A 26273-nucleotide genomic window follows, 5' to 3' on the forward strand; every position below is an offset into this window, starting at 1 on the left:
TTAATCGATAACAGGCGGCGTTGTAAACGTATGGTAAGGAGGTGGAGACGGCAAAGTCCACTCTAAACCATGAGAGCCTTCCCAAACTCTATCCGTTGCAACATCTTTATCTGTTCCTCTTTTTCTCACTGTAGCAACAATGTTATATAGGAATAAAAGTTGTGAGAAACCAAAAATAAAGGCGCCGACAGTTACTATCATATTAAAATTGGTAAATTGTAACGCGTAGTCCGGGATTCTTCTTGGCATCCCAGCGAGCCCCAAAAAGTGCATAGGGAAGAACGTTAAATTTACTGATATAACAGAAAGCCAGAAGTGCCATTTACCAAGGGCTTCGCTATACATATGTCCAGTCCATTTTGGCAACCAATAATAGGTGGCCGCTTGCAACGAGAAAATAACACCAGGAACCAAAACATAATGGAAATGCGCTACCACAAAATAGCTATCCTGATATTGGTAATCTGCAGGAACAAGAGCAAGCATCAAACCTGTAAACCCGCCGATTGTAAATAAAAACACGAACGCTATGGCAAACAACATCGGTGTTTCAAAGGTCATTGCCCCCTTGAACATGGTACTGACCCAGTTGAATACTTTAATTCCTGTAGGTACAGCAATGAGCATTGTGGTATACATGAAAAACAACTCAGCCCCTAATGGCACTCCCGTTGTAAACATGTGATGAACCCACACAATAAATGACAGAACAGCAATACTCACAGTCGCATAAACCATAAAGTGATAACCAAACAATGGTTTACGGCTAAACGTAGGAATAATTTCTGAAATTACACCAAAAGCAGGCAGAACTAATACATAAACTTCTGGATGGCCGAAAAACCAGAATATATGTTGGAATAGTATAGGATCACCGCCACCAGCAGCACTAAAGAAGCTAGTACCAAAATGTCTATCGGCTAACATCATGGTCACTGCCCCAGCGAGTACCGGCATAATAGCTATCAGTAAGAATGCAGTAATTAACCAAGTCCATGCAAACATTGGCATCTTCATTAAGGTCATTCCTGGAGCTCGTAAATTCAAAATAGTAGCAATAATGTTAATAGAGCCCATAATAGATGAGAGTCCCATCATATGGATGGAGAAAATCATAAAGTCGGTGCTAGGTGGAGCATAGGTTGTCGATAATGGCGCATACATAGTCCAACCAAAGTTAGGACCACCCCCAGCATGAAACATAGTTGAAAACAGTAAACAAAACGCGAAAGGTAGAATCCAAAAACTCCAATTATTTAATCGTGGCAAAGCCATATCTGGAGCGCCAATCATCATCGGTATTTGCCAGTTTGCCATACCCGTAAATGCAGGCATAACCACCCCGAAGAGCATCACTAACCCATGTAGAGTAGTCATCTGGTTAAAGAAATTGGGGTCCACAAATCGGTGACCAGGCTGAAATAACTCTGCTCTGATAACGAGAGCCATGGCTCCAGCTACAAAGAAACTGATCATCGCTAACCATAAATAAAGACTTCCTATATCCTTATGGTTTGTTGTAAATAGCCAACGTTTTGCAAATCCCATGAATCCCTTACCTTGCTCAGGGCCATGATCCTCGTGGGATTCTTCTGTGTGTGTCAATGCGTGACTCATCGCATACCTCCAGCTTGAGCTTTATTAACCATGGTAGGTTGTTGATTATTAGTTTCTCTTAATGCAGCAACCTGTTCAGGTTGAATTTGATCTTCTGTATTATTATTCCACGCGTTACGCTCATAAGTGGTAATCGCTGCGATTTCTTCATCAGTTAACTGATCTTTATAGGGTTGCATTGCTGAGCCTGGAATACCATTAAGGATCAAATCTATATGGCGTGAAATGGGTTTACCCACTGCAACTGAACTGCCTTTAAGAGCAGGATACATGGGCGGTAAACCTAAACCATTAGCTCCATGACATGCAGCACACATCTGCTCATATTTTTGTTTTCCTAAGGTCATTAATTCAGAGTAAGTCATTGTCTTTTGAGTCGATGGCTTGGCTTCTGTTTTTAAAGTTTGTTCATCTACCTTAGTTTGCTCAGCAACCCATTGATCGAATTTTTCCTGACTTACAGCCTCAACCACTATAGGCATGAAACCATGGTTAATACCACACAGTTCAGCACATTGCCCTCGGTATGTTCCAGGCTGATCAATTGTAGCCCATGCTTCATACATAAACCCAGGAATGGCATCACGTTTAATTCCTAGCTCTGGAACCCACCAAGAATGAATCACGTCGTTAGAAGTCACTAAGAAACGGATTTTCTTATTAACTGGCAAAACCAAAGGTTTATCGACTTCAAGCAAATACCATTCTCCTTTTGCTTGTTTATTTTGAATTTGCTCATTGGGGGTTGATATATTGCTAAAATAACTAATCCCTTGATCTAAATATTGGTACTGCCATCGCCATTGGTGACCAACTACTTTAACAGTAACATCAGATTGTCTGCTGTCATCCATACGAATGAGAACTCGAGTTGCAGGAACAGCCAGGCCGACAAGGATTAAAAATGGAATAATAGACCATATAACTTCTAGACGTGGATTATCATGAAAGGTTGCGGGCTTATATCCTTTTGATTTTCTATGGTGAATCAAGGAGTAAATCATCACTCCAAAGACAACAACACCAATAACGGCACATACAACCATGCCTACCATATGCAGATAATACATATCTTTACTTAAAGGAGTTACCCCTTTGTACATATTTAACTGCCAGTTGTCCGCAGCAGCTAGCACTGATTCTGCAGGAAATAAGGCACAAAGGATTACCACTAATTTACAGATCGTTAACCTGTTTAACATCCCAATCCCTCTTCTCTTTGAAAATGGCCAATGTAATTGACTCTTATTTAATCGATTTGTTTAGTTGTTTAATTAACTCTTTCCTACCACAAGGAGTAATTACCCTCGGTTTTAGACTGATTCACCATATATTTGATTGCTGCAATTACCTCACCCGAAGTGCACTTGTCACAGCCTCCATTTTTTGGATGTTCTTTTCCTTTGATGACCGTCTCTATAAGAACATCCATATTTTTGGCAATTAAAGGCTTCCATACCTCTTTATCACCAAGTTTAGGTGCACCAGATTTACCTTCATTATGACAACCTGCACAATTTTCATTGTAAACATTAATGCCACTAGCAGGATATTTTGCTGCCCCTCCAGCTGACAAATCTCTCCATTGAGAGCGAGTCAACGACTTATTAAGAATGTAATCTACCGCAGAAATAATGTCGTTATCAGAGCAGGTAACGCAAGCACCTCTGATTGGCATAGAATTAAACCCATGGATCACATGACGATATAAACCAGTTAGTCCACTACTTTTAAGTCGCATGTACCAGTTAGATGGATCGCCAATAAGTGGGGCACTCATATCCCCATTCTGGTGACAAATCAAACAAACTTGATCATACACTTGTTTGCCTCGTGATAATGAAGGCTTAGCATTAGACGGCGCTAAGGTTAAAGGGTCTGGAGTTGTAACCGTTTTAATATAAGTCGCAATAGCCCGCATATCCGCATCAGTTAGGTATTTTAAGCTATCATGGTTCACTTCAGCCATAGGTCCTGCTACAGGCCCAGCACCATTGAGTAACTCATTATCTCTGAATACCTTAGTGATTTCATCAACAGACGCAGGTTCCAATCCATATTTAGTAATGTTGGGAGCCCAATATCCATCGATAAAAGTACCAGTCAAATAATATCTGGTTTTTGGCCCACCAAATACGTTTAATGGGGTATGGCACATACTGCAGTGTCCTAAGCCATCAACGATGTACTTTCCTCGATTCCATTCAGGAGATTGATTTTTCTCATATTGTATTTCTTCTTTATCAGGATAGAAGAATAGAACATTCCATCCTACTAGAGTAGAACGAGCTCCAGGTACATTAAAGGGAAATGGTAACGATTTATTCTTTAAATTAACGGGAGGAATGCTCATAAAATAAGCGTATAAAGCGCGAGCATCATCATCGGTTATTTTAGAAAAATAAATATAGGGAAACACTGGAAAATAATTTCTTCCCTTAGGATCTTTGCCGTCCTTTAGGGCTTTAATAAAATCTTGCTCTGTCCAGTTTCCTATTCCTGTTTCTTTATCAGGGGTAATATTGGGGCTATAGAAAGTTCCAAAAGGTGTTTCTATAGGTAATCCTCCTGCATAAGCAGGAGTGCCTGCTTTCATGTCAGTATGGCAGGCAATACAATCACCCATTTTAGCCAGATATTCTCCACGCTGAACTAACTCTGCTGACATGCCTTGTACTGGAGTAGCGGATGGATATTGGGGATAATCTGAATCTGCGGCCGATTTTATGGGCGTAGTACTCACGTTTTCAGCTTGTAACGATTGACTCGTAACACTTAACATTGCCAAAACGGCAGTAACAATCAATTTTCGTCTAAACAAAGAGCCCACGCTCCCTCCTATTTGTTCTTATTTTGTACTTTTCTCTTGAGGAGACAGAATAATTGACGCATTTTATACTCCACAATGGATAAGTTGCAATGTTATTCAGATTTAAAATGTAAGACTTTTCAAAATAATACTATATAGTAATTTTGGTTCCCTGGACATTTCTATATACCGATAAATTATTTCTAATAAATTAAATTACTCCTTGCTATACTGCAATTTTTTTATTAACGCGCTTTCCAAATTTGCGGTAATGGAGGATGTACGCAGGTGGAATGCATAACCGGAATGTGCACGACAGTGACATTGGAGTTCGAGCATCGTCTCGACGAAACAATTTCTTTCCGCAATAGTGTTTGGAAAGAGATCTATTTAATTTGAGGGAGCTAATTATGGCATTTAAACCTGCAGTCGAATTAACACAATTACAACAAGAAAATCGGTTTTTAACTCAGATTGACGGAAAAAAAATATTGCTTATCTGGCACAAGGAACAAATTCACGCAATTGAATCTCAATGCCCCCACTTAAAGTTACCTCTAACCAAGGGAAAAATTACTGAAAACAATTCAATAATATGCCCTTTTCACCGGAGTGAATTTGATTTGAACAGTGGTGAAAGTGTATGTTGGTCGCCATGGCCACCTGCCTTAGGAACATTGCTTGGTAAAATTTCTAAAGAAAAAAAGCTAAAAATTTACCCAACAAAGGTGGAAAATGGGCAAGTTTATGTTGATGTGAATTAAAGGCTCCTCTCATTGCATCTTGAGTATTATGGTTGTAGGTCGGACAATCAATTGGTCGACCTACGCAGGCTTTAGATGACAAAGAGAAAACTCAGATTATATCCATCTCCAATATTTATTGCTTGTGATTGATTCCCCTTCGACAGAACTGAGTAATTTGCGCTCTATTTGTAGAAGTCAAGTACCATTCCAAGACAAAATATGTTATTATTTCGCCCCTATCATTTTATTTAATGTTCATTATGTTTGTTTATTTGAATGGATTAATTCTTGGTCTATCCCTAATTATGGCGTTAGGCCCACAAAATATTTTTTTAATTAAGCAAGGCGCAAGAAAGAATCATGCAGCCTTATCAGCCATTATTTGCTTCATTTGTGATGTTATTTTAGTGGGCGCTAGTGTCGCAGGATTACATGAGTTACTCTTAAGTCACCCAACTTTGCAAATCTGGATGATTTGGCTAGGCTCCGCCTTTCTCTTGTACTACGCAGTAAAAACATTGCGTAGCGCTTTTTCTAAAAAGGAACCAACTACAGAGCAAGCGCATCAACAACACAATAGAATGCAAATTATACTTTTTGCATTGGGCTTTAGCTTACTTAATCCTCATGCCATCATCGATACTTTAGTGATTATTGGCAGCGGCAGTAGCCAGTTTCCAGATCAAGAAATAACTTTCCTATTCGGAGTAATTACTTCCAGTCTACTCTGGTTTAGTTCTTTATTTTTTACTACTCGCTATTTTTCCAACGTCTTAATGAAAGCCACAGTATGGCAAACTATAGAACTATGTAGTGGTTTGTTAATGGCATACATTGGCCTTAAACTGGCATTAGGTAATATGTGAGAAACTCAGATAACTTGGGATAACTGGGATAACTGGGATAACTGGGATAACTGGGATAACTGGGATAACTGAGATATTAATAATAGAAAGGGCCAATCAGTGTGTCGCCAATTGACCCAGTGGAATGACACATAGCAAGTCCAACCTCGCACCGACAATATCTCACAAACTATCGGCCAGTGTCAATATTTTTACCACATCTACATTAAGTATTTTCTACCTTTTCAGAAAAAGCTCCTTAAACCGCATGACCAAGTCAAGCTCAAAGGAAGTCCCCTCAAATGAGAATAAACTTCTTTCCAAGCTCTACTGCAGTGGAAATATGCCAACCGTTTCTCCGCCTACAAACAAACTAATTGTTCTTTACAGCTAGTTTAACCAAAGGTCTATTGTTGTTCTAATTTTAATCGGTTAAACTCACTCTTTTATATAGCCTTTAAAGGAATTATGTTTTACGGAGACACTGTTCAAGACACAAGACAACTATTTTTCACTAGCTGGAAAAAATATCAGCATAAGCAACTGCTATCGCCTTTAGAAAATGAAATCGTACAAGTAATATTGGCACATCCAGAATATCATCAAACTATTGAAAACAGCAGTAAGTTTCAGGAACATGCTTATTATCCAGAATTAGGTGAAACCAACCCTTTTTTGCATATGGGGCTTCATCTTGCTATTAGAGAACAAGTAGTCACAGATCGTCCTGAAGGTATTCATGCCATCTACAAAAATTTAGTAAAAAAACTCAGCGACCCATTGGCTGTTGAGCATTTGCTCATGGAACAGTTAGCCGAGTTTTTGTGGCTAACGCAAAAAAATAATTTGCCACCAGATGAGCAATTGTACCTTAACGCCTGTTCACAGCTTTGCGAAGAATAAAGTAAGCACAGTGCGTTGCACTATTTTTAATAGGCTTTGGAATAAAGCTTAATTACTTAATCGCACGTAGGGGCATCTTAAAGTTATAGGTTGCAATAAACCCATTGCTATTTTAACTGGGTATCTTGATAATTATCAGTTAAGATGAGTAATTTAATCGAGCTGACGCATTATTTATGACTAGCCAGGAAAAAACCACCCATTTTGGATTTGAATCAGTCGCATGGGATGAAAAAGAAAAGAAAGTAGCTGAAGTCTTTCATTCTGTCGCTAAAAATTATGACCTAATGAATGATTTAATGTCTATGGGAATTCACCATGTGTGGAAACGATTCACAGTTGAACTAAGTCAAGTTCATCCAGGGCAGTGTGTTCTTGACTTGGCTGGTGGCAGTGGAGATCTAACCCGACTATTAGCTAAAAAAGTGGGAGAAACAGGCCAGGTTATTCTTGCCGATATTAATGACGCCATGCTACAGGTCGGTCGCGATCGCCTATTAAATGAAGGACTTTATAAAAACATTAATTTTGTGCAAGGAAATGCCCAATGTCTGCCTTTCGCAAATAATACGTTTCATTGTATTACTATGGGATTCGGACTTAGAAACGTGACGGACAAAGAAGAAGCGCTCCGCTCCATGTATAGAGTATGTAAACCTGGTGGAAAACTCATGATTTTAGAGTTCTCAACGCCCACGCTTCCAGGGTTAAAGTCCGTGTATGACTGGTATTCATTTAATATTTTGCCCAAACTGGGAAAGTTATTTGCTCAAGATGCGAGCAGTTATCAATATCTTGCGGAGTCAATACGGATGCATCCTGATCAAGAGTCTCTACAGACATTGATCGAAAAAGCAGGATTTGAAGATTGTCATTATCATAATTTAAGTGGAGGCATTGTTGCGTTGCACATTGCCTACAAATATTGAGTTGATTATGTTAAAAAAATATTCCTTAAAAGCACTACAAAAAGCGATTAATCAAGCGATGAATCTTGATGAGCACATGCCTGATAAGCTTAAAGCGCTGCATGGTAAAGTGCTTAAAATGGTTATTACCCCGTTGAATGTCAGTTTCTTTATCCAATTTGATGAAGATAAAATGCTCCTATTAGATCGCTACGAGAACCAACCTGATACGATTATCCATAGTAGCCCCATAGGTTTAATAAGACTCAGTTTACTTCCTGCTTCTAAGGCTCGCTCATTATTCAATGATAAAGTCCATATGTCTGGAGACATAGAATTGGGACAAAAAGTTAAAAAATTATTTGATGAAATGGATATAGATTGGGAAGGGCATTTAGCTCATTTTACAGGTGATGTAGTGGCCCATCAAATCGGCTCATTAGTGCGTAAGGGTATAGCTTTTAAAAGACAACTTAGCCAAAATATGCGTCATAACATCACCGAATATCTGCAAGAAGAACTACGCTTATTTCCTTCACGCGATGAATTAGAAGACTTTTATAACGATGTAGATGAACTCTTATTAAACGTTGAACGAGTTCAAGCTCATATAAATCAATTGCTGAATAAGAATGAACCCCATTAAACGATTAATCCGCGTCATCTCTATTAATGCGTTTCTAGCAAAATATACGTTAAAAAGCGCCTTACTGCTGCTAAAATTATTCTCGCCCCTACAGGTTGTAAAATGGCTCAATCCCAAGCGTTGGTTTCGTAAAAAAACGACATTGCCTCATGAATCACCCCAACTCTCTTTAAATGATTTTAAGCCATTACTTGCTACACTTGGTAGCGTGTTATCAACTCGTCAGGCCATACAGTCCAACGGGATAAAACAGAAGTTTGACCGCTTTAAAAATAAAATGACCCCGGTTATCAACCCGGAAACTGAAATTATTACAGAAGCAAGTAACGAGCCCTTTTTTTCAGAAGTAGAAATGAACACCAATAAAACAGAGGATTTAAGTTCTCACATTAAAAAATTATGGAATGAACTTAATCTCCCCCAATTTACAGGTGATGGAATAGGCCAACAAATAGGCTCTCTAGTAAATAAAGGTAAAGAATTCAAAAAACAAGTGGCTGACTCCCTGCAACTCAATATAGTTGAATATATTCAAGAAGAATTGCGTGTTTATCCATCACGAGATGAATTGAATGATTTTTTCAACGAAATAGACGAGTTATCATTAAGCGTTGGACGTTTACAAGCACATGTTAATCAATTAATGAGCTCTCATGAAATCAATTAGACAACTAATACGCCTCATCCACATCAATTATATACTTGCCAGAAATGGCTTGGATAATGTCGTTGTATCTTTAAGAATATTTGCTCCTATTCGCTTTATTGTGTATTTAAATCCATGGAACTGGTTTCGTAAAATACATTTAACTCGTGGCCAAGCGTTACGAAAATCACTAGAAGAATTAGGCCCTATATTTATCAAGTTCGGCCAAGCTCTTTCCACCAGACCGGATATATTGCCAGATGATATCGCCATAGAATTAAGCAAATTACAAGATAAAGTACCTCCGTTTCCAAGCGACAAGGCCATGAAAATTCTTGAAAAAGCTTATGGGCAATCCCCCCATGATTTTTTTGCACTATTTGATCCCATTGCCTTAGCGTCAGCATCTATGGCTCAAGTTCATGCCGCAACATTAAAAACAGGCGAAGAGGTCGTCATTAAAATACTCCGACCTAATATGCGTCGTATTATAGAACAAGACTTAAGTATCATGCATACCATCGCCTCTTTCGCTGAGCGATATTGGCCAGAAGGCAGGCGATTAAAACCTAAAGAAATAGTTACGGAATTTGAACATACTCTATTAGATGAACTCGATTTATTACGAGAAGCCGCTAATGCAACGCAGCTTCGACGTAACTTTATGAACTCTCCTTTACTCTATATTCCTGAAATACATTGGGATTATTCACGTAAAAATATACTGGTCATGGAGCGTATACACGGTATACCAGTTTCTGATGTACATAATTTACAACAACACCATATTGATATCAAAAAACTAGCCGAGCGCGGTGTCGAGATCTTTTTTACTCAGGTATTCCGTGATTGTTTTTTCCATGCTGATATGCATCCAGGCAATATCTTTGTCTCTTACAAGCACCCTAATGATCCCCAATATATCTGTATTGATTTTGGTATCATTGGAACGCTAAATGACAGTGATAAGCGCTATTTAGCAGAAAACCTATTAGCCTTTTTTAATAGAGATTACCGCCGCGTTGCTCAGTTACACGTAGAATCTGGTTGGGTAGCCCGTGATACGCGTATTGAAGAGTTTGAAAGCGCTATCCGCACTGTTTGTGAGCCCATTTTTGAAAAACCCTTAAAAGATATTTCTTTTGCGCAAGTGGTATTACGCTTATTCCAAGTGGCGCGAAGATTTCATATGGTGGTACAACCTCAACTTATTCTATTACAAAAAACTCTACTGGCCATTGAAGGCTTAGGGCGCCAACTTTATCCAGACTTAGATCTATGGACAACAGCAAAACCTTTTTTAGAAAAATGGATAAAGGAACAAATTGGCGTAAAAGCCTTTTTACAGCAATTGAAATTAAATTTACCATTCATCACAGAGCAACTTCCTCATTTGCCTAAATTAGCTTTTGATGTACTACAGCTAAAAAAAGAACAATTGATTATCAATAGAGAAATAAGAGAAAGCAGTCAGTTGGAACAGCGCACACAAAACCTGCAATGGAAAAGTATTGCTATCGGTGTATTTGCATCACTCCTGCCAATTGGAGTCATTAATTATTTCCATCTCTTAAATTATAGACACCTAGCATTTATTACCTTCGCGGGAGCAGCGTTAGCTGGCCTTTTTGCACTCATTAACCGTAAAGCAAGGAGTTAACATGGGATTAAGTGGTATCAGCCCATTATCATTATTACTCATATTAGCCATTATTATTGCCCTTTTTGGTACCTCAAAATTAAAAACTATAGGTACTGATCTAGGAGAGGCAATAAAAAATTTCCGCAAAGCACTAAATGATGATCATTCTGATGGTCCTAACAAAGATGAGAATAAACCTTCATGAGCGGCGGGGAGTTATTACTGACATTTATCGTTGCCCTAATAGTCTTTGGACCATCAAAATTACCTATGCTTGCAACTCATCTTGGTTTATTAGTACGCAAAATCAATCAAATCAAAGTACAAGCCGCTGCATTTTGGCAGCAACAGCTTAATGAACATCAACTAAATGAAAATCAACGTCGAGCAGCGCAAGGCGATGAGCAATACAAAGAAAGGTTATCTGAGCGAACTGAGGATTAAGCATACCTCATCAACGGTTAACGACGTCAGATTAAATTTTTGAATGAATGCCAAGCTCAATGTACCCTTGATGCAGCCAGCGTGGTCAACATCCTTGGTCGGATCAAAATACCCCATAGCCGTTAAGCTAAGGGGGGTATTTAGTAGCCTTAGCTTGACGGCTATGGGTCAAAATAGTCAAAGCGCTGGCATTATGACCTGGATAATGTGACAGAATAGCCTTGCTAACAGGCAAGAACCAAGTTCTGTCTCTGCCTCATTCTTACCCCAAGAAAACAAACAATTAATGCTCCCAAGCAGGCACTGGCAGGAATAAGCATCAGTGCAGATTGATAAGCTACAAGGCTGTATTGTTTTATACCACCAACGCCCAAGGATCCAGTCCAAAACATATCCATAAGTTTCCCTATGAGCGTATGAAAAAAAGATCCCCCAAGCATATTAATACAATTAAGAAAAGCGACAGTAACTCCTAAATAATGGGCTTTTACCAGATTCGCGCCCGCAGCAAAAACGATTACCTGATAACAGCACATCACCCCTATACTAAAAAATAAGCTCGCCAAATACCACCAGTGATAATTTTTACAGGATAATAAAGCCAGAAAGGCAACGGCCATACCAAAACCGCATAAAGCAATCACTGTATAATTACCTAGTTTTTTACTACAAAAGGCTAATAATGGTCCGCCACCAAGCATACCAAAAAAGACAAAAGAGATAAGCTGTGCCGCACTGCTCTTATTTATTGAGTAGGCCTCCATTAAATAAGGTATACCCCAGACATCACTAAACCCCTCTAAAGATCCAACCATTAAAAGATTCGCTAAAGCTAACAGCCAAATTGCCGGAGAAGAAAGCAATGCTTTAAAATGCTTTATTTTGAACGACTCATTACTACTCTCATTGTTTTCTTTATTTTGATTGGGTCGCAAAAAACAATAAGCACCATAACCAATCAATATAGAGATCAGTGCCAATGCTATCGCGATATGCTGCCAATCAAACGCTTCAATAAGTAAGCTGATTGGCTTGCCACCAAAGATTGCTCCTATCAAACCAACAGTAAAAGAAAGTCCTATCATCCTGGTATATTGCTTTGCAAAAAACCATTCTGAAACTACTTTTGATACGCCTAAAAATCCTACAGCTGAACCAGCGCCAACTAAAAATCGACTGAAACATGCCAGATACCAATTATTGGAGTAGGTAAACAATAAGGTAGCAAGACCGCAAAGCAAGGCGAAAGCAAATACTATATATTTTGCACCAAAACGATCTAAAAGCATGGCAACAGGAATCTGCATACCAGAATAGCCATAATAATAAAATGCAGCGATTACGCCAAACTGACTGCTGCTGATAGAATATTGCTCCATCATTTGCTGCATCATCAAACCCGGCCATAGGCGCAAAATAAATTGATATGCAAAAAATAATAAAGGAAAAAGCCACATAGCATAGGGTAAATAGTTATTTCTGGACGTATACATGCCCCACCTCATCCTATAAATCGTTTAAAGTTTAATCACAAAAAATCCGTCAGTTTGATTGTCCGCTTGAGCCACTCTCCCTAGAGAGGCACGGATAATCAACAACAGCTGACCGCTCTAGGGTAAGTGGGGCAAGAGAATAATATTGATAATAATGTTTTGAATAGATAAATAATCGCAGCACAATAAGCTCTGAGTAGATGAATCTACCCATAATGAATTGCTTATGTTAAGGCTACCTTTATTCATAATCAGAGGAATATGTCTTAAGTTTTCTATTAATTCCAATTAAAATAACAAATTGACCATTTGTTTGTCAACAATTAATTAACAATAGCCATCTCTTCTTCTCAGGCCGTAGAAGAAGGGATTTTAGAGTGTAATTAAGATGTACCGATCTATTTAAGAGAGGAACTCCCCAAAGACTACCATCAAAAGCCATGCTACTATCGTAACTCACCTATTAATAATCTAAATACAATGAACCATCCAATACTTTACACTTTTAGACGTTGCCCTTATGCCATCAGAGCAAGAATGGCTTTAGCTTATGCTCATATTCAGGTGGAGCAACGTGAGGTGGATCTAAAAAACAAACCTCTCGATATGCTAAAGGCGTCGGCCAAAGGCACCGTTCCCGTCTTAATATTGGAGAGTGGCCAGGTTATTGATCAAAGTATTGATATTATGCTTTGGGCATTAACCCAATCCGATTGCGATGGCTGGCTCAATCTGGAGTTAAAGGATAAGAGCGATGAATTAATTTACAATAATGACGTTCTATTTAAACCCTTATTAGATCGTTATAAATACTCACAACTCCCAGAAGAAAGTCAACTTTATAAAGAGCAAAGCCACCGTTATCTCCATCAACTTAATCGACTGTTGATGAAACATCACTATTTGCTAACTGATAAGATCAACCTCGCTGATGTAGCATTATTTCCCTTTATCAGACAGTTCTCCATGGTTGATAGCCAATGGTTTGAACAAACGGAATACAAGCACCTGCACGCATGGTTACAGTCTTTTTTAAGCTCAGAGCTATTTCTTTCTGTGATGAAAAAACATCCTTAATCATCCTATAAAAAATTATAAGCCCTATTATAGTCATCTAATGGTGCTCTCCATGAAGAAGGCACAACGCCACTACAAGGATTCCCACTGCCTTTAATGCGAATCCCCGCGGCATAGACCGCGAGGGCCATGATGTGGCTCCAGTTATGGATACCACGGTCTATGCCGCGGTAATTCGGCACTAAATAATCCATTAACTTAATGGCAGAATACTGACGCCCCTCGACTTGTTTGGGAGATCCAAAGATTCTACATTGAGACTAGCTCTCTGGATCCCGTGGACCAGCCACGGGACGTCGGTAAATACCTTAAGTAAGTACCATTGGGCCATGAGCCCAAGGACCAGGGAATAACTATAACTAAACGCCTCCTTCCAAACGCATTTTGAGCAAATAGATAATTGCTTTTTTCCTTGAATCAGGCATGTCATGTAATTCGATGAGGTTCAAACTATAGTCAATGAAGCTGTTTAATCGTTCTTGGGCTGTTTGTGTTGTCTCATCAGTGTTTGCTTGAGCCTTCTTATAATCGCGTTCTAATTCAATAGCAATTTGCTCTAAAGTTTTTTCATCTGGTTTTTGAACGTTATCTAAACCGGCAAGCTGGCTTGCAGTAGCAATTCGATCCTTTAATGTATTTAGCTCATTATCTGGAACAGCAAACGCAGCATTAGTTGAATTCAAGAACGTTCTCTTTTTATGTAGATTATTATTTTGATCCTTTTCCCAATTCTCTCTATCTCCTTGGAACGCCAAGACGGTCATCAATACTCTGAAATCAATATTTTTGCGTTCAAATAACGCCCTATTAGTAATACTGATGGTCCAATCATTTTTTACTCTAAAAAAGGGTCTGTGCATCATTGCCATTTCTTGATCAGTGACTGGATCATAAATAGTAAATGTTGTTCCCCAGAAGTTCATTGAAGCTCTAGCTAGTTTCGTTGAGCCATCTCGCCCATAAATATCAAATGTGGGGAAGAAGGTAAAAATTCGTTCCTCTGCATACCCCAGGAAACTTTCATTACGATCATAGATATCAAAATGAGCAGTATAAGAAAAAAACCTGGAACGTGCGGTTGCCATTTTATTGTCAAACGGGTCAAAAAATTCGTATGTCAGTAGAAAGCTAAAAAATTTTCTATATAAAGTACCTATTTTATGGGTTTTTGTTTCAATATCGAAACTGGTAGTCAAGCTGATCCAATGCTCGGTAATATAAAACTCGTTAGGCACCTCATTATCAGCATAAAGGTTGCTTGAGTGAATTAAGATGAAGAAGGAAAATAAAGTGGCAATTATTTTTTTCATAGGTACTTTCCTATTTAAGAGTGAATTTATATCGTAGCGCTACTGATTTTTGAGTATTTTTAATACACTATTATCAGCCGAATAGACCCAATTCATTCAATTTACAGGCAGTTAGCTCATATCCTGCAAGATGAACGTGCTCATTATAAAAGGAGATACTTAACGAAATATTAATAGATACTTTATCTTGCTAAACCTCCTTGCACACAAAAAACTACTTCCACACAAGCAGGATGCATTTACTTCATAACAGATTTTGTTTTAAGAACCATGATGCTTATGCCTACTTTATTTTGAATAGGCATAAAACATCATAGATGAAAAATAAGTTACTACTTATTACCAAACCAACCTTTTTGATAACGACCTAATGCCATTAAAGGCCAGCAATGACGATATAAATTATAATTAATCATAAAACCAGCTGACGCTATTGCGTCTTTTAGATGCCCCTCTTGCAGAGAAGCGATACTTTTGCGCTGTCCTTCACCATATCCAGGGAAACCACAACCAGTGTAATGATCCTCATCCCAAGTACCCTGTACATTCATGGTGTCACATAAATAGTCAATTCCTTTATGCACCGCAGGATGCTCGTACTGATCAACAGCCATCAAAGCTAACAATGCCCATGCCGTTTGTGACGGTGTGCTGGGGCCACAACCATGTTGTGTTACATCAACATAAGAAGCGCAAGACTCGCCCCATCCACCATCAGCGTTTTGATGAGCAAGAAGCCATTGAATCGCTTTTTGGATTGTAGGACTAGTGATGTCTTCTCCTACAGCCCGTAAGGCAGGCAATACCGTTCCAATACCATAAATATAATTAACGCCCCAACGGCCAAACCAACTACCATTAGGTTCTTGCTCTTGATAAATATAGTCAAGAGCCCTTTTAATGACGGGATTATCTCTCGTATATCCCATCATACCAAGGGCCTCAAGCACATGTGCAGTAACATCCACGCTAGGTGGATCTAAAATTTCGCCAAAATCGAAGAAAGGAAACTTCGCCAAAAAGAAATTATTATTCTCTCGGTCGAATGCCGCCCAACCGCCATTCTTGCCTTGCATACCGAGAAGCCATTGTGTCCCAGTTTTAATAGCCACTTTACACTGTACGTTCTCAGATTCAGATAATGAAGCGTGCCATAATGCCATGAGTACTTCAGCGGTATCATCAATATCAGGATAATTGGCATTCTCAAATTCAAAAGCCCATCCCCCAGGAGAAAGCTTTGGATTTTGTATGCTCCAATCCCCACCGACCAATATTTGTTTTTTAATAAGCCAACGACAAGCTGATTGTATTTGTGGATGCGAAGACTCCACTCCTACTTCTTTCAGGGCATTAATCATAAGGCTTGTATCCCAAACTGGGGATACACAAGCTTGCACCTGCATGGTTTCATTATCTTCAATACTAAAACTGTCAAAACCGTCAATCCCTTTGCGCATCACTGGATGCTCTAAAGAATGTCCTGTTAATTTCAAAGCAATCAATGAATAAACCCATGGTGGTTGAATACCACCCCACGAACCATCGGCCTCTTGATGATCAATAATCCATTGTATTGACTTTTTGATAGCCAAACGACGACCCGGTTTCCAAGGCATACGTTCGTAAAGTTTAAATCCTTTTTCAATGACTTTAAAAATTACACCCCATATCCCATGTCCTTGTGCTTTTTGCGGCATAGCATCTTGCAGGAATAAATCAGTCAAAGCGCAATGGTTAGGGATAGCGCATACAGGGCGTTCCGCCATAACTATAGTTAATGGGACAACAGTAGCTCGAGCCCAACTGGCAAAAGCATATACATTGAATGGAAACCAAGAAGGTAAAAAAATGATTTCAGGAAGTAATGTTGGAATTTGCTGCCAAGACCACTGACCGAAAAGAGCTAACCATATTTGCGTAAAAACACGAACCTTGGCAATTCCGCCTTTAGCAATAATAAACTCTCTTGCTAACTTCATGTTGGGAGCGTCTTTGCTTACTCCTGACAACATCAAAGCGAAATAACATTCAACAGTAGTACTAAGATCGCCAGATCCTTGAAAATACAACGACCACGAACCATCTTCTTGCTGATGTTTTAAAATGTGGTTCACAATTTTTTGCTGACGCACCTCATCGTGAATCCCTAAAAAATAAAGAAGGAGCAAAAACTCTGCTTCCATAGTGCTATTCGAATCCAAAGGGGCAATCCAATAACCCTCTTGATGTTGAATGCCAAGCGCATAATCTGTAGCACGTTTGATCACTATATCCAATATATTTCTTTTGGGTTCAATCATGATAGCTCCGCTAACCTAAAATCTTGTTCTACAGCCAAGATACTCCAAAATACTCATTTTAGTCCATGGCTTTTCCTACAGAAAAACTTTAAAAAATTTCCAATGGAATCTTAATATTATCCGTATTTAAAAGCTTCTCATATAGGAATAAAGCCTAGTTTGTTGCAACATTTCGGGTATATAAGGCTTTCCACAAATACAGGTACACTTGTTTTCTTGATATTTTTATAGCTTGTCGTTTGGCGATGTATGATAAATCTTTAAGAGTATTCAACGTTTCCTTTGCAATAAAATAAGGAACGAGACAAGCAAATTTAACACGACGGTTATTTACTGCCTGAATGTACAAAGCAGCATCACTTAGATAATCAAGAGCTTGACTTCGCCAGCGTTCTATTAATGCGCTTTCTTTTATAGATAATTCATTTACGAATTGCTCAAGATTGTCCTGAGAACAACTCCCCTGATAAGGTAAATAAAGACGTCCATTAGCTAAATCGCAGGGAAGATCGCGCAAAATATTAGTTAATTGCAGTGCTTTTCCAAAATTTATCGCCTTAAGCAATAGAGAACTTAAATTATCTTTGGTGTAGCCAGGAATATAGCTACAACATAATTTTGTCCAAAACTCCCCCACGCAACCAGCAACAAGATAAAGATAATTATCAAGCTCTTCATCTGTAGAAAAATGAACAATTCCTTTTTGGCTATCAAAATAATTTAAATCAATTAATTGTCCCTCAATGATTTTATTCAATACATCTTGAATATATATTTTATCTTGTGCAGATTGCTCATGGAGCAATTCAAATAGAAAAGGAATGTTCTCTATCAGAGCTCGGTCGGAATCTGAAAAGTGAGAAAGATAAGGTTTTACATTTTGATTCACTTCACTTAAAAGAAAAAAATGAGAGGGTTCACTAACTAATATTTTCAATTGTGCCATCATCTCTTTTCTAAACATTACAGGAATTGTGCTGTAATCCGCCAAAGTATCGGTTACTCGCGCAAGCAAATAGGCTAAAGAAAGAGGCAAACGTACCGCGTTAGGTAAATAACGTAAGCTTAAATAAAAACTTCGAGAAACAGATTTTAGTAGTGGCCAAAATAAAATGTTCCGTTGTGATAATTGCTTATTTTGACTTTGTTTTTTTCCAGCAGATTCCACTCTGTTATCCCTTAGGATTTAACCCTTAACACACCATTGAACAATTCCTGAAAAGCATGTACTTATCTTTTCAAATCGGTTTAATTTTATTTTTTTATTTTCTAAAATTAAATGAGGATTTTTTTTAATTTTCTTTAATAAAGAAAAGTAGGTTTTAGTCATAACTCGTAAACTTAAGGAGCCTGTACGCGAAACCTGGCGTTCTAGATGACGCGATTTTTCATAGTAATGCTCCGCCTGGCTAATAATTTCATTAACGGCTTTAATTACCTCTTCTTCATTCTCCACTACCATCTGATGAGAAATATCTTCATCATGTTCTACCCACTCCAAAGGAATAAATAGTTTACCGTTTTTAGCATCAGAAGAAACATCACGAACCACATTGGTTAATTGCAGTGCAATTCCACGGTATTCTGCCATTTTCTGTGTCAACTCGCCACCTTTATAACCCCAAATCGCAATACATGCTAATCCCACACTTGCTGCAACACGATAGCAATACTGATACAGATCAAGAAAATTTTCATATCTATTTTGCTGAATAGACTGTAATTGCCCAACAAACATGTCATGAAAATAATTAAAGGAAATATTATATTTTAATATCGTCTCTTGAAATGCGGGCCAGAAAGAATGCAACGAATCGGAGGGAAAAGGTTCCTGCTCAGGGTTTAAAATCATTTCTGTTTTACGATAAAAATCGTTTAATTTCTTAATTTTTTCTTCTTCAGCAAGATCACTATCGGCAATATCGTCTATCTCTCGCATCCAAGCATAAATCGCAAACAAGGCGTCACGTTTTTCTTTATTAAGAGTCAACCACATTCCATAATAGAAATTGCTTCCGCTTTTTTTTACCAGCTCCCGACAATGAAGATAAGATTGTTCAATGTTTCTGTTGCAATCATTGCTGTTTTTTATTGGTAATCGTCTACTCATCATTTTTTATGTTCTCACATTTTAAATGGTCAGAATACATATGATTTATACCCATGCGATGAAGCGAGGGAATCAATGCTCTAGCAGTATATGCCCAGGAAAGCCATGAAGGGACAAATTTCTCTGTGAATCCTTGTTCCACTGCAGCAATAATAGCATTAACAACTTTTTGCGGTGAAACAGGCTTTGGTGATTCGAAAGGATAAGGTGAACCGCGCGTTGCAAAAAAATCAGTTTCCACTGGACCAGGAAGAACCATGGAAACGTGAACCCCTTGAGATCTTACCTCGTTTTGTACTGATTCAGTAAGTCCAACAACAGCAAACTTACTAGCAGAATAGGCAGCCTCCAACGGAGCCGCAATACGTCCAGCAACGGAAGCAATATTAATGATGCATCCCTTATGGCGAGCAACCATGGAAGGTAATACCGCCTTCATGGTATAGACTACACCTAAAAAATTAATACGCATTAATTTTTCAAACAGCTCAATTTCTGCCGTATTAAATGAGCCAAAAGCACCTATTCCTGCACAATTAATCAGAATATCGATAGGCCCTAATTGTTCGGCAACGCACTGAATCGCTTGTTTAACATCATCAGGATGACTCACATCAGCAACACTAATAACACCCTGACCATCAATTTCTTTTAATACTAACTCAAGGTCTTGTTGCGAGCGTGCCATCAGACCTACTTTGGCTCCACGATCAGCCGCAGCCTTAGCCATAGCACGACCGATGCCACGAGAAGCACCTGTAATAAGCACCACTGCATTTTTCCATCCAGAAAAATGCGCCTTATGGGAGCGTATTCCTTTTGTTGTAACTGTCTTTAAATCCATTGACCACATCACTGTTTCATATTTATTTACAACTTCTCATTAGATTCAAGCAAATTAAATTTCTCTGCGTCCCCAAAATTCAAAGCAACAGCCGACTCAAAATGAAACTCTAAACACTGTGCGCTAATCACAAAATGAAAGCGATCACCCCTGAATTAATTGAGTAATTATGTTCATTGATGATAAATCAATTATTTTTCAATTGTCTTAAGTCAGAACTAATCTATCATTTTTCTCTATCTTAAAATAGCTCTCTGGCTAATAATTTTGTACACCATCAAAAACCAAATCATAAAAAGTAGTTAAAGCTGGAACAATATTATCCTTTCGTGTTATTTCATTTTAATAATATTCTTGATCTACAATGCAAAAAAACTGGACTCGTCATAGGCAATAACATATTCTATGAGAATTTTACATTTATCAGAAATAATTTCTGTATAAAAACGACAGTACAATCAGTCACTTTAGTCAATGGTTGTTGTATAACGTAAGGAGACAGCATGGGTGTTCCATTAAAACAGCAATTACATATGGCCAAATATATTATTGGAAAACGTCTACGTAATATCAAACGTTATCCACTGGTTTTAATGTTGGAACCTTTATACCAATGCAACCTGGCATGTGCTGGCTGCGGTAAAATTGATCATCCTAAAGAAATTCTAGCAAAACGCATGAGTGTTCAAGATGCATTAAAAGCGGTTGATGAGTGCGGTGCCCCCATGGTTTCTATTGCGGGAGGGGAACCACTAATTCATGAAAATATTCCACAAATTGTTCAAGGAATTATCGCACGTAAAAAATACGTTTATCTGTGTACTAATGCCCTACTACTAAAGAAACGAATACATGAGTTTACCCCATCACCTTATCTGACTTTTTCTATTCATCTTGATGGCAACCGCGAGCGCCATGATGAGTCTGTATGCCGTACCGGTGTTTATGATAAGGCAGTGAAAGCGATTCAATTGGCTAAAGAACATGGCCATAGAGTCAGTATCAACTGTACTCTATTTAATAATGAAGATGCAGCGGAAGTCGTCGATTTCTTTGATAGTGTCACTGCGATGGGCATTGATCAAATAACTCTGTCGCCTGGATATAGCTATGAGCATGCTCCTCGCCAAGATGTTTTTCTTTCTCGCACTCAAACAAAACAATTATTTCGTAACATATTGAAAAAAAGAAAAGAAAAAACAAAAAACTGGCCCCTGTCACACTCTCCCCTTTTCCTGGATTTTCTCGCAGGCAATCAGACTTATCAATGTACTCCCTGGAGTAATCCCAATTATGGTATTTTCGGCTGGCAAAAGCCTTGCTATTTATTATCTAAAGGACATACTAAAACATTTAAGTCATTGATGGAAAATACAAATTGGGAAGATTACGGAAGTGGGCGCCATCCACAATGTAACAATTGCATGGCAAGTTGCGGATATGAAGGGACAGCGGTTAATGATATGCTCTCTAGTCCTATCAAAGCATTAAAGGTGGCATTACGAGGCCCAAAAACAGAAGGGACTATGGCCCCAGAGCTGCCTATTCTCTATAACACTGTTGAAAAGAGTTCCTCAACTAATAATGCTCTAGCGGATAAGATCTAACATCTCAGGAAAAGAAATGTTTGGAATCCTCATAGCAATGCCAACCGAAGCGCGTTGCTTTTCCTCCTCCTTTTGCTCAATTGGCGAAGTGTATACTTTTACCCCTAAGGCACTAGTCGCCGTATCTGGAATGGGGGAACTTGCAAGCCAAGCCGCACAGACTCTAATCAAAAAAGGAGTAACGTGTTTGATTAGTTGTGGCACAGCAGTAGGTCTTGCACCAAGCATCAAACCAGGAACTTTGTGCGTACCACAAAAAATATTGAATCATAGTAAAGAAGTTTATTATTGTGACAACGATTGGCGACAGCAGCTATTGACTGGCTCCAGCAACAAAATCTCTTTAGATGAAGGCAATTTGATACATACCCCTAATATTTTAACAACAAGTAATGAAAAACAGACTCTCCATGACTCATCAGGAGCAATAGCTGCGGACATGGAAAGCCTATTCATTGCTCAAGAAGCCAAACGCCATCAAATCCCTTTTGTCGCATTACGCGTTGTTATTGATGACGCCCATTTCACTATGCCTAAGCAGTTAACTGAAGCGGTTTCATCTAATGGTGAAGTGGCTATAAGAAAAATACTCCTAAGTCTAGGCAAACAACCAAAGCTAATATACCCGCTGACTACCCTTGCCATCAACTTTAATAAAACGCGCAAAGTATTGAAAACTATTTCTCAAATGAAAATGTTTGTAAGTTAACTGTCTGAATTTACGAATTGCTTGTCACTAATGTTTTTGACCCGCAAACCAATAGAATAAACACTCACCGCTATTGCCCTTTCAATAGCATGAGCCAGAGTACCATCAACCTGTCCAGCTTCCGCCTCAAAATCATCTGCATTTAAATTTAAAGAGAGCAAAGGCTCTAATGCTGAAACTCTTGCCATAAACATAGTGCCAGCAGCAAATTTTAACTCCAATAGCTCTCTCGCTGAAACACCTAAACGATGAGACAAGCTAAGAAGATGATGCATATTGTTTCCAAGATGTAAAGTTACTGGTAAAAGATGATTCTCCGGAACTAGTAGACCTAATTTAGAATCCGCTTGAAATAGCTTTAGCCCTTCCTCTACAGCCGTCTTTTTTAACAGCTTATTATATAAATCCTGCCGCCAACGATGTCCATCCGATCGATGCAAAGATTTTTTAGTGTGTACTTTAATAATTAGACCATAACCATCTAATTTTACCCGTTTCATGATCTGCAAAAAGGGCAAAACATCTCTGCCGTGGTTATTGGTTTTTTCCAAGTAAAAATCAAATCCGCTCTCTTCCAAAATACTCCGAACTACACGCTCATTGGGGCTTGAAACATACAATTTGAAAGTCACATTATCGATGCGCCGTAGAAATTGAATTATTTCTAGCAATATGTCCTCATAAAAAGCGTGAATCACAATAGCAAATCTATCTTCATTGACGGGACAGGCCGCTGCCTCGGCAAGAGAAGCTTGATTTAAAGCCATTCTTGTTGCATCAAGCCATGCAAACCCATACTTAGTTTCTAAGTCTAAAGGAGAATCCTCTGTCTCTTGTTCTCGTAAATTAACGAACATTGGCATTACAACCGCAGACTCGGGGTTGTAATTTCTTATGTCATTACCTTTAGTAAATAAGTAAGATTGTTCTAGCGCTAAAAGCTGCTGTTGGACATCATTTTTTTTATTGAATATTCGTTTTATTCTACCCAATACTTTCTGTATCAACGCATTCATCTCCATGTTTTCTATGCCGCATTCAAGGCTTGGCAAGCTCATTTCATACCAGAGCATCATTCAAAATTATTAATTGAAAACCTTCAGTTTTTATAGCCGTGGCGATACAAGGAGTATGCAATATACACCCATTAAAGAATAGTCCTGTAGCATATAAAATCTTCGAATAGTAAGAAACAACCAATAGATAATACTGATTAAGATTCTCTGGTATTTAGATAATGTGTCGTTGTATAGTACCGCATGATCATATGAATCTTAAGGAATAAAGGAATAACATGGGCAGTAGTCTATCAAAAAATCATCCTATGCAAATGTTTTTAATGCTAGGACGCCATCGTGATCTCATTTGGCAACTGATTAAGCGCGATGTATTAATGAAATACCGTGGTTCTTTTGGGGGCCTATTGTGGTTATTGCTAGTCCCGTTGCTAATGCTAAGCCTTTATACGCTAGTTTTTGGTGTATTCATGCATATCCAGTGGCCCGGTGTGACTAATAACTTAATGTATTCTTTAATCATATACATTGGCCTAATCCTCTTGAATTTTTTTTCTGAATGTTTGAGCAGATCTCCCACTACAATAGTCAATAATGCCAACTTTGTGAAAAAAGTAGTGTTCCCTGTAGAAATTTATCCATGGATAATTGTAGGTTCAGCCCTATTCCATGCCATTATAAATACATTAATATTAGCCGTATTTTGTTTAGTACTACTAGGAAAAATTCACATCACTATGCTGCTACTTCCTCTGCTATTTTTACCTTTAATTTTAATCACTCTTGGCATGAGCTGGTTTCTTTGTTCCGCAGGGGTCTATGTAAGAGATATCGCTCATATGATGGTTTTTACCATGCAAATTATTATGTATCTTTCTCCAGTTTTTTATTCATTAAGCATGTTACCTGAGGTATTTCAAAAAATTCTGCTTATTAATCCACTAACATTTGTAATTGAACAAGCAAGAAGCCTCATCCTTTTTGGGAACTTACCACAATGGACAGGTCTTGGAATTTATTTCATAGCTAGTATTATTATTGCTTATTTAGGATTTATTGGATTCCAGAAAACAAAAGATGGGTTTGCGGACGTTTTATAAAAACGCTAATTAACTCAAGATTTCTTAAATTGACTGTTAAAATATTAGTAAACCAAAAGGCTAGATCTAATGCCCATTACTTAATTAGCAATAGGCATTGAATTATGTATTAATCGCTTCTCTTTTCCATTTTTTGCATAGAATTTATGCCTGCTGTTCAAAATGAAATAAAGGATTAATCCCTTTTTTTCGCACTTTAGGATTTGCCTTTAAATAATTCTTTGTGGAGAAATTAGGCCCTGGATCTCGTTGCTCTAAGGCACCAAACTGAACATAATGTACAACGGGATTTATTCCAGATTCTTTCACATCAGGATACTGAGCCAAATACCAACTCGCATCAAAATAAGTACTCTTGCTGCAAATTCTAATTTCTTTTCTACTTAATATTTTTTTCCTTATCCAAGTAATAGCTGACTTTGAAGATTGCTCTTGAAAATCATGGCTCTCATTGTTTTGCTGAAACACATGCTGCTCTTTACCTTCGATAAGAATCTTCAGGTATTTTATCTGTCTATCTTTATCAAGAATCATATTCTCTAGATTTTCTATATGCTTGTCTTTGTGACGAGTAGTATTCTCTAGATTTTCTATATGCTTGTCTTTGTGAAGGGTAGAATGCTCTAAATTCTCTATATGCTTGTCTTTGTGAAGGGTAGAATGCTCCAAATTCTCTATATGTCTATTTTTTTCTGTTAACATTTGATGAAAAAGCTGTGACGTCGAATTAAGTGAATCTCTAATACCTCCATTAATATAGATACTATTATGAACGGTCATGTGCTCTACATCTGATAAAATAGAAATTAGATAAAATGCCCTTGATAAGCCTTTTGAACTCTCAACATAATCTTGGCCTCTAGATTCAAATAGTATAGGCAACTCAGCTGTATCACCTTCTCCGACCAATACAGACCCAACCAAAGTACGTTGGTTAAGCAGACTCATATATTTGAAATATTTTCTACATAAACCAGTAAATTCTATTTTAGTTAGTTCATTAACATGATAAGGATTTGCAGGAATGCCAATTGCTGAATAAATATCACTGTTAGGGGTACTAATGATTAATTGCCCATCTGGACGCAAAACACGCTTTACTTCTTGCATGAATAAATCATGTTCGTAAAAATGCTCTAGCGTTTCAAAAGAAACGACTACATCCACAGACTGGTCATCAAGAGGTATTTTGCACACATCCCCCATAAGATATCTGAGGTTTGGATAAGTATGAACCATTTGTGCATGTGATACGGCTTCGGCGCATATATCAACACCAACGACTGAAGCGGCTACCTGAGCAAGAATAGCAGAACCATATCCTTCGCCGGAGGCAATATCTAAAACATCTTTGCCTCTACAATAAGATCTCGCAAAAAAATATCTATGATAATGCTCTATTTCTGTTTCAATGTCATGCCCTTCGGTAAAACGCTCGCCTGTGTAAGACAATACAGGATTAGGTAGTTCTTTTTTAAAAATTTCACCCATTGCTTAT

General features: G+C 38.1%; 24 protein-coding genes. 13 read left to right on the plus strand and 11 right to left on the minus strand.

Features of this window, described 5'->3' with window-relative positions:
- The 3 genes from ctaD to LFA_RS16720 all read right to left on the minus strand — a co-directional run bounded on the left by ctaD (window position 1) and on the right by LFA_RS16720 (window position 4447).
- Complete coding sequence (gene ctaD / locus LFA_RS16710; RefSeq protein WP_045097175.1) at window positions 1-1617, minus strand: cytochrome c oxidase subunit I; 1617 nt, start codon at window positions 1615-1617, stop codon at window positions 1-3.
- The gene (gene coxB / locus LFA_RS16715) at window positions 1614-2819 is read right to left on the minus strand and encodes a cytochrome c oxidase subunit II (RefSeq protein ID WP_045097176.1); all 1206 of its coding nucleotides are present in this window, start codon (window positions 2817-2819) and stop codon (window positions 1614-1616) included. Before coxB ends, ctaD begins: the two co-directional genes overlap by 4 nt.
- Before the next feature lie 83 nt (window positions 2820-2902).
- Window positions 2903-4447, minus strand: coding sequence for a c-type cytochrome (locus LFA_RS16720; protein ID WP_045097177.1), 1545 nt, complete (start codon window positions 4445-4447; stop codon window positions 2903-2905).
- 389 nt (window positions 4448-4836) lie between these two features.
- On the opposite strand from LFA_RS16720, the gene LFA_RS16725 reads away from it, so the two are divergent.
- The 9 genes from LFA_RS16725 to LFA_RS16765 all read left to right on the plus strand — a co-directional run bounded on the left by LFA_RS16725 (window position 4837) and on the right by LFA_RS16765 (window position 11206).
- The gene (locus LFA_RS16725) at window positions 4837-5190 is read left to right on the plus strand and encodes a Rieske (2Fe-2S) protein (protein ID WP_045097178.1); all 354 of its coding nucleotides are present in this window, start codon (window positions 4837-4839) and stop codon (window positions 5188-5190) included.
- A 242-nt stretch (window positions 5191-5432) separates the two neighbouring features.
- Window positions 5433-6038: a LysE/ArgO family amino acid transporter gene (locus tag LFA_RS16730; protein ID WP_045097179.1), complete on the plus strand. Its 606-nt coding sequence runs from the start codon at window positions 5433-5435 to the stop codon at window positions 6036-6038.
- A gap of 447 nt (window positions 6039-6485) precedes the next feature.
- Window positions 6486-6920 carry a DUF1841 family protein gene (locus LFA_RS16735; protein WP_045097180.1) on the plus strand — a complete coding sequence of 145 codons (435 nt, stop codon included), beginning with the start codon at window positions 6486-6488 and terminating at the stop codon, window positions 6918-6920.
- Window positions 6921-7096: 176 nt separating this feature from the next.
- Complete coding sequence (gene ubiE / locus LFA_RS16740) at window positions 7097-7849, plus strand: bifunctional demethylmenaquinone methyltransferase/2-methoxy-6-polyprenyl-1,4-benzoquinol methylase UbiE (RefSeq protein WP_045097181.1); 753 nt, start codon at window positions 7097-7099, stop codon at window positions 7847-7849.
- 7 nt (window positions 7850-7856) lie between these two features.
- Window positions 7857-8474 carry a ubiquinone biosynthesis accessory factor UbiJ gene (locus LFA_RS16745; RefSeq protein WP_045097182.1) on the plus strand — a complete coding sequence of 206 codons (618 nt, stop codon included), beginning with the start codon at window positions 7857-7859 and terminating at the stop codon, window positions 8472-8474.
- A complete protein-coding gene (locus LFA_RS19050) occupies window positions 8461-9141 on the plus strand; it encodes a hypothetical protein (RefSeq protein ID WP_052674025.1) in 681 nt (226 codons plus the stop codon). Before LFA_RS16745 ends, LFA_RS19050 begins: the two co-directional genes overlap by 14 nt.
- The gene (ubiB, locus tag LFA_RS16755; protein ID WP_045097183.1) at window positions 9128-10780 is read left to right on the plus strand and encodes a ubiquinone biosynthesis regulatory protein kinase UbiB; all 1653 of its coding nucleotides are present in this window, start codon (window positions 9128-9130) and stop codon (window positions 10778-10780) included. The genes LFA_RS19050 and ubiB overlap by 14 nt, the downstream gene beginning before the upstream one ends.
- A 1-nt stretch (window position 10781) precedes the next feature.
- Window positions 10782-10967 carry a twin-arginine translocase TatA/TatE family subunit gene (gene tatA / locus LFA_RS16760; RefSeq protein ID WP_045097184.1) on the plus strand — a complete coding sequence of 62 codons (186 nt, stop codon included), beginning with the start codon at window positions 10782-10784 and terminating at the stop codon, window positions 10965-10967.
- Entirely contained in the window at window positions 10964-11206 is a 243-nt protein-coding gene (locus LFA_RS16765; protein WP_045097185.1) for a Sec-independent protein translocase subunit TatA/TatB, read from the plus strand. The genes tatA and LFA_RS16765 overlap by 4 nt, the downstream gene beginning before the upstream one ends.
- 224 nt (window positions 11207-11430) lie before the next feature.
- Here LFA_RS16765 and LFA_RS16770 read toward each other — a convergent pair whose 3' ends face one another.
- Window positions 11431-12711: an MFS transporter gene (locus tag LFA_RS16770; protein WP_045097186.1), complete on the minus strand. Its 1281-nt coding sequence runs from the start codon at window positions 12709-12711 to the stop codon at window positions 11431-11433.
- Between the two features lie 468 nt (window positions 12712-13179).
- On the opposite strand from LFA_RS16770, the gene LFA_RS16775 reads away from it, so the two are divergent.
- Window positions 13180-13776 carry a glutathione S-transferase gene (locus LFA_RS16775; RefSeq protein WP_052674026.1) on the plus strand — a complete coding sequence of 199 codons (597 nt, stop codon included), beginning with the start codon at window positions 13180-13182 and terminating at the stop codon, window positions 13774-13776.
- A gap of 359 nt (window positions 13777-14135) precedes the next feature.
- Here the strand turns inward: LFA_RS16775 and LFA_RS16780 are convergent, their stop codons facing one another.
- The 5 genes from LFA_RS16780 to LFA_RS16800 form a co-directional block, all read right to left on the minus strand.
- Window positions 14136-15086 carry an LURP-one-related/scramblase family protein gene (locus LFA_RS16780; RefSeq protein WP_045097188.1) on the minus strand — a complete coding sequence of 317 codons (951 nt, stop codon included), beginning with the start codon at window positions 15084-15086 and terminating at the stop codon, window positions 14136-14138.
- Window positions 15087-15418: 332 nt separating this feature from the next.
- On the minus strand, window positions 15419-17389 hold the full coding sequence (gene shc / locus LFA_RS16785; protein WP_045097189.1) for a squalene--hopene cyclase: 1971 nt from the start codon (window positions 17387-17389) through the stop codon (window positions 15419-15421).
- Between the two features lie 154 nt (window positions 17390-17543).
- Window positions 17544-18557: a squalene/phytoene synthase family protein gene (locus LFA_RS19055; RefSeq protein ID WP_052674027.1), complete on the minus strand. Its 1014-nt coding sequence runs from the start codon at window positions 18555-18557 to the stop codon at window positions 17544-17546.
- A gap of 18 nt (window positions 18558-18575) precedes the next feature.
- A complete protein-coding gene (locus tag LFA_RS16795; protein WP_045097190.1) occupies window positions 18576-19502 on the minus strand; it encodes a phytoene/squalene synthase family protein in 927 nt (308 codons plus the stop codon).
- Window positions 19492-20343 carry an SDR family NAD(P)-dependent oxidoreductase gene (locus LFA_RS16800; protein WP_172653483.1) on the minus strand — a complete coding sequence of 284 codons (852 nt, stop codon included), beginning with the start codon at window positions 20341-20343 and terminating at the stop codon, window positions 19492-19494. The genes LFA_RS16795 and LFA_RS16800 overlap by 11 nt, the downstream gene beginning before the upstream one ends.
- A gap of 503 nt (window positions 20344-20846) precedes the next feature.
- Between LFA_RS16800 and hpnH the strand changes: the two genes are divergently transcribed.
- Window positions 20847-21950: an adenosyl-hopene transferase HpnH gene (gene hpnH / locus LFA_RS16805; protein ID WP_045097191.1), complete on the plus strand. Its 1104-nt coding sequence runs from the start codon at window positions 20847-20849 to the stop codon at window positions 21948-21950.
- A 16-nt stretch (window positions 21951-21966) separates the two neighbouring features.
- A complete protein-coding gene (locus tag LFA_RS16810) occupies window positions 21967-22659 on the plus strand; it encodes a phosphorylase family protein (RefSeq protein WP_045097192.1) in 693 nt (230 codons plus the stop codon).
- On the opposite strand, the gene LFA_RS16815 is transcribed toward LFA_RS16810, so the two are convergent.
- Window positions 22656-23711, minus strand: coding sequence for a rhamnan synthesis F family protein (locus tag LFA_RS16815; protein WP_172653484.1), 1056 nt, complete (start codon window positions 23709-23711; stop codon window positions 22656-22658). The two genes, LFA_RS16810 and LFA_RS16815, sit on opposite strands and share 4 nt — an antisense overlap.
- A gap of 242 nt (window positions 23712-23953) precedes the next feature.
- On the opposite strand from LFA_RS16815, the gene LFA_RS16820 reads away from it, so the two are divergent.
- Entirely contained in the window at window positions 23954-24775 is an 822-nt protein-coding gene (locus tag LFA_RS16820; protein ID WP_045097193.1) for an ABC transporter permease, read from the plus strand.
- A 144-nt stretch (window positions 24776-24919) separates the two neighbouring features.
- Here the strand turns inward: LFA_RS16820 and LFA_RS19060 are convergent, their stop codons facing one another.
- Window positions 24920-26266, minus strand: coding sequence for a class I SAM-dependent methyltransferase (locus tag LFA_RS19060; protein ID WP_052674030.1), 1347 nt, complete (start codon window positions 26264-26266; stop codon window positions 24920-24922).
- Window positions 26267-26273: the final 7 nt, after the last annotated feature.

The organism is Legionella fallonii LLAP-10, assembly GCF_000953135.1.
In the GTDB taxonomy this organism is placed as follows: Bacteria; Pseudomonadota; Gammaproteobacteria; order Legionellales; family Legionellaceae; genus Legionella; species Legionella fallonii.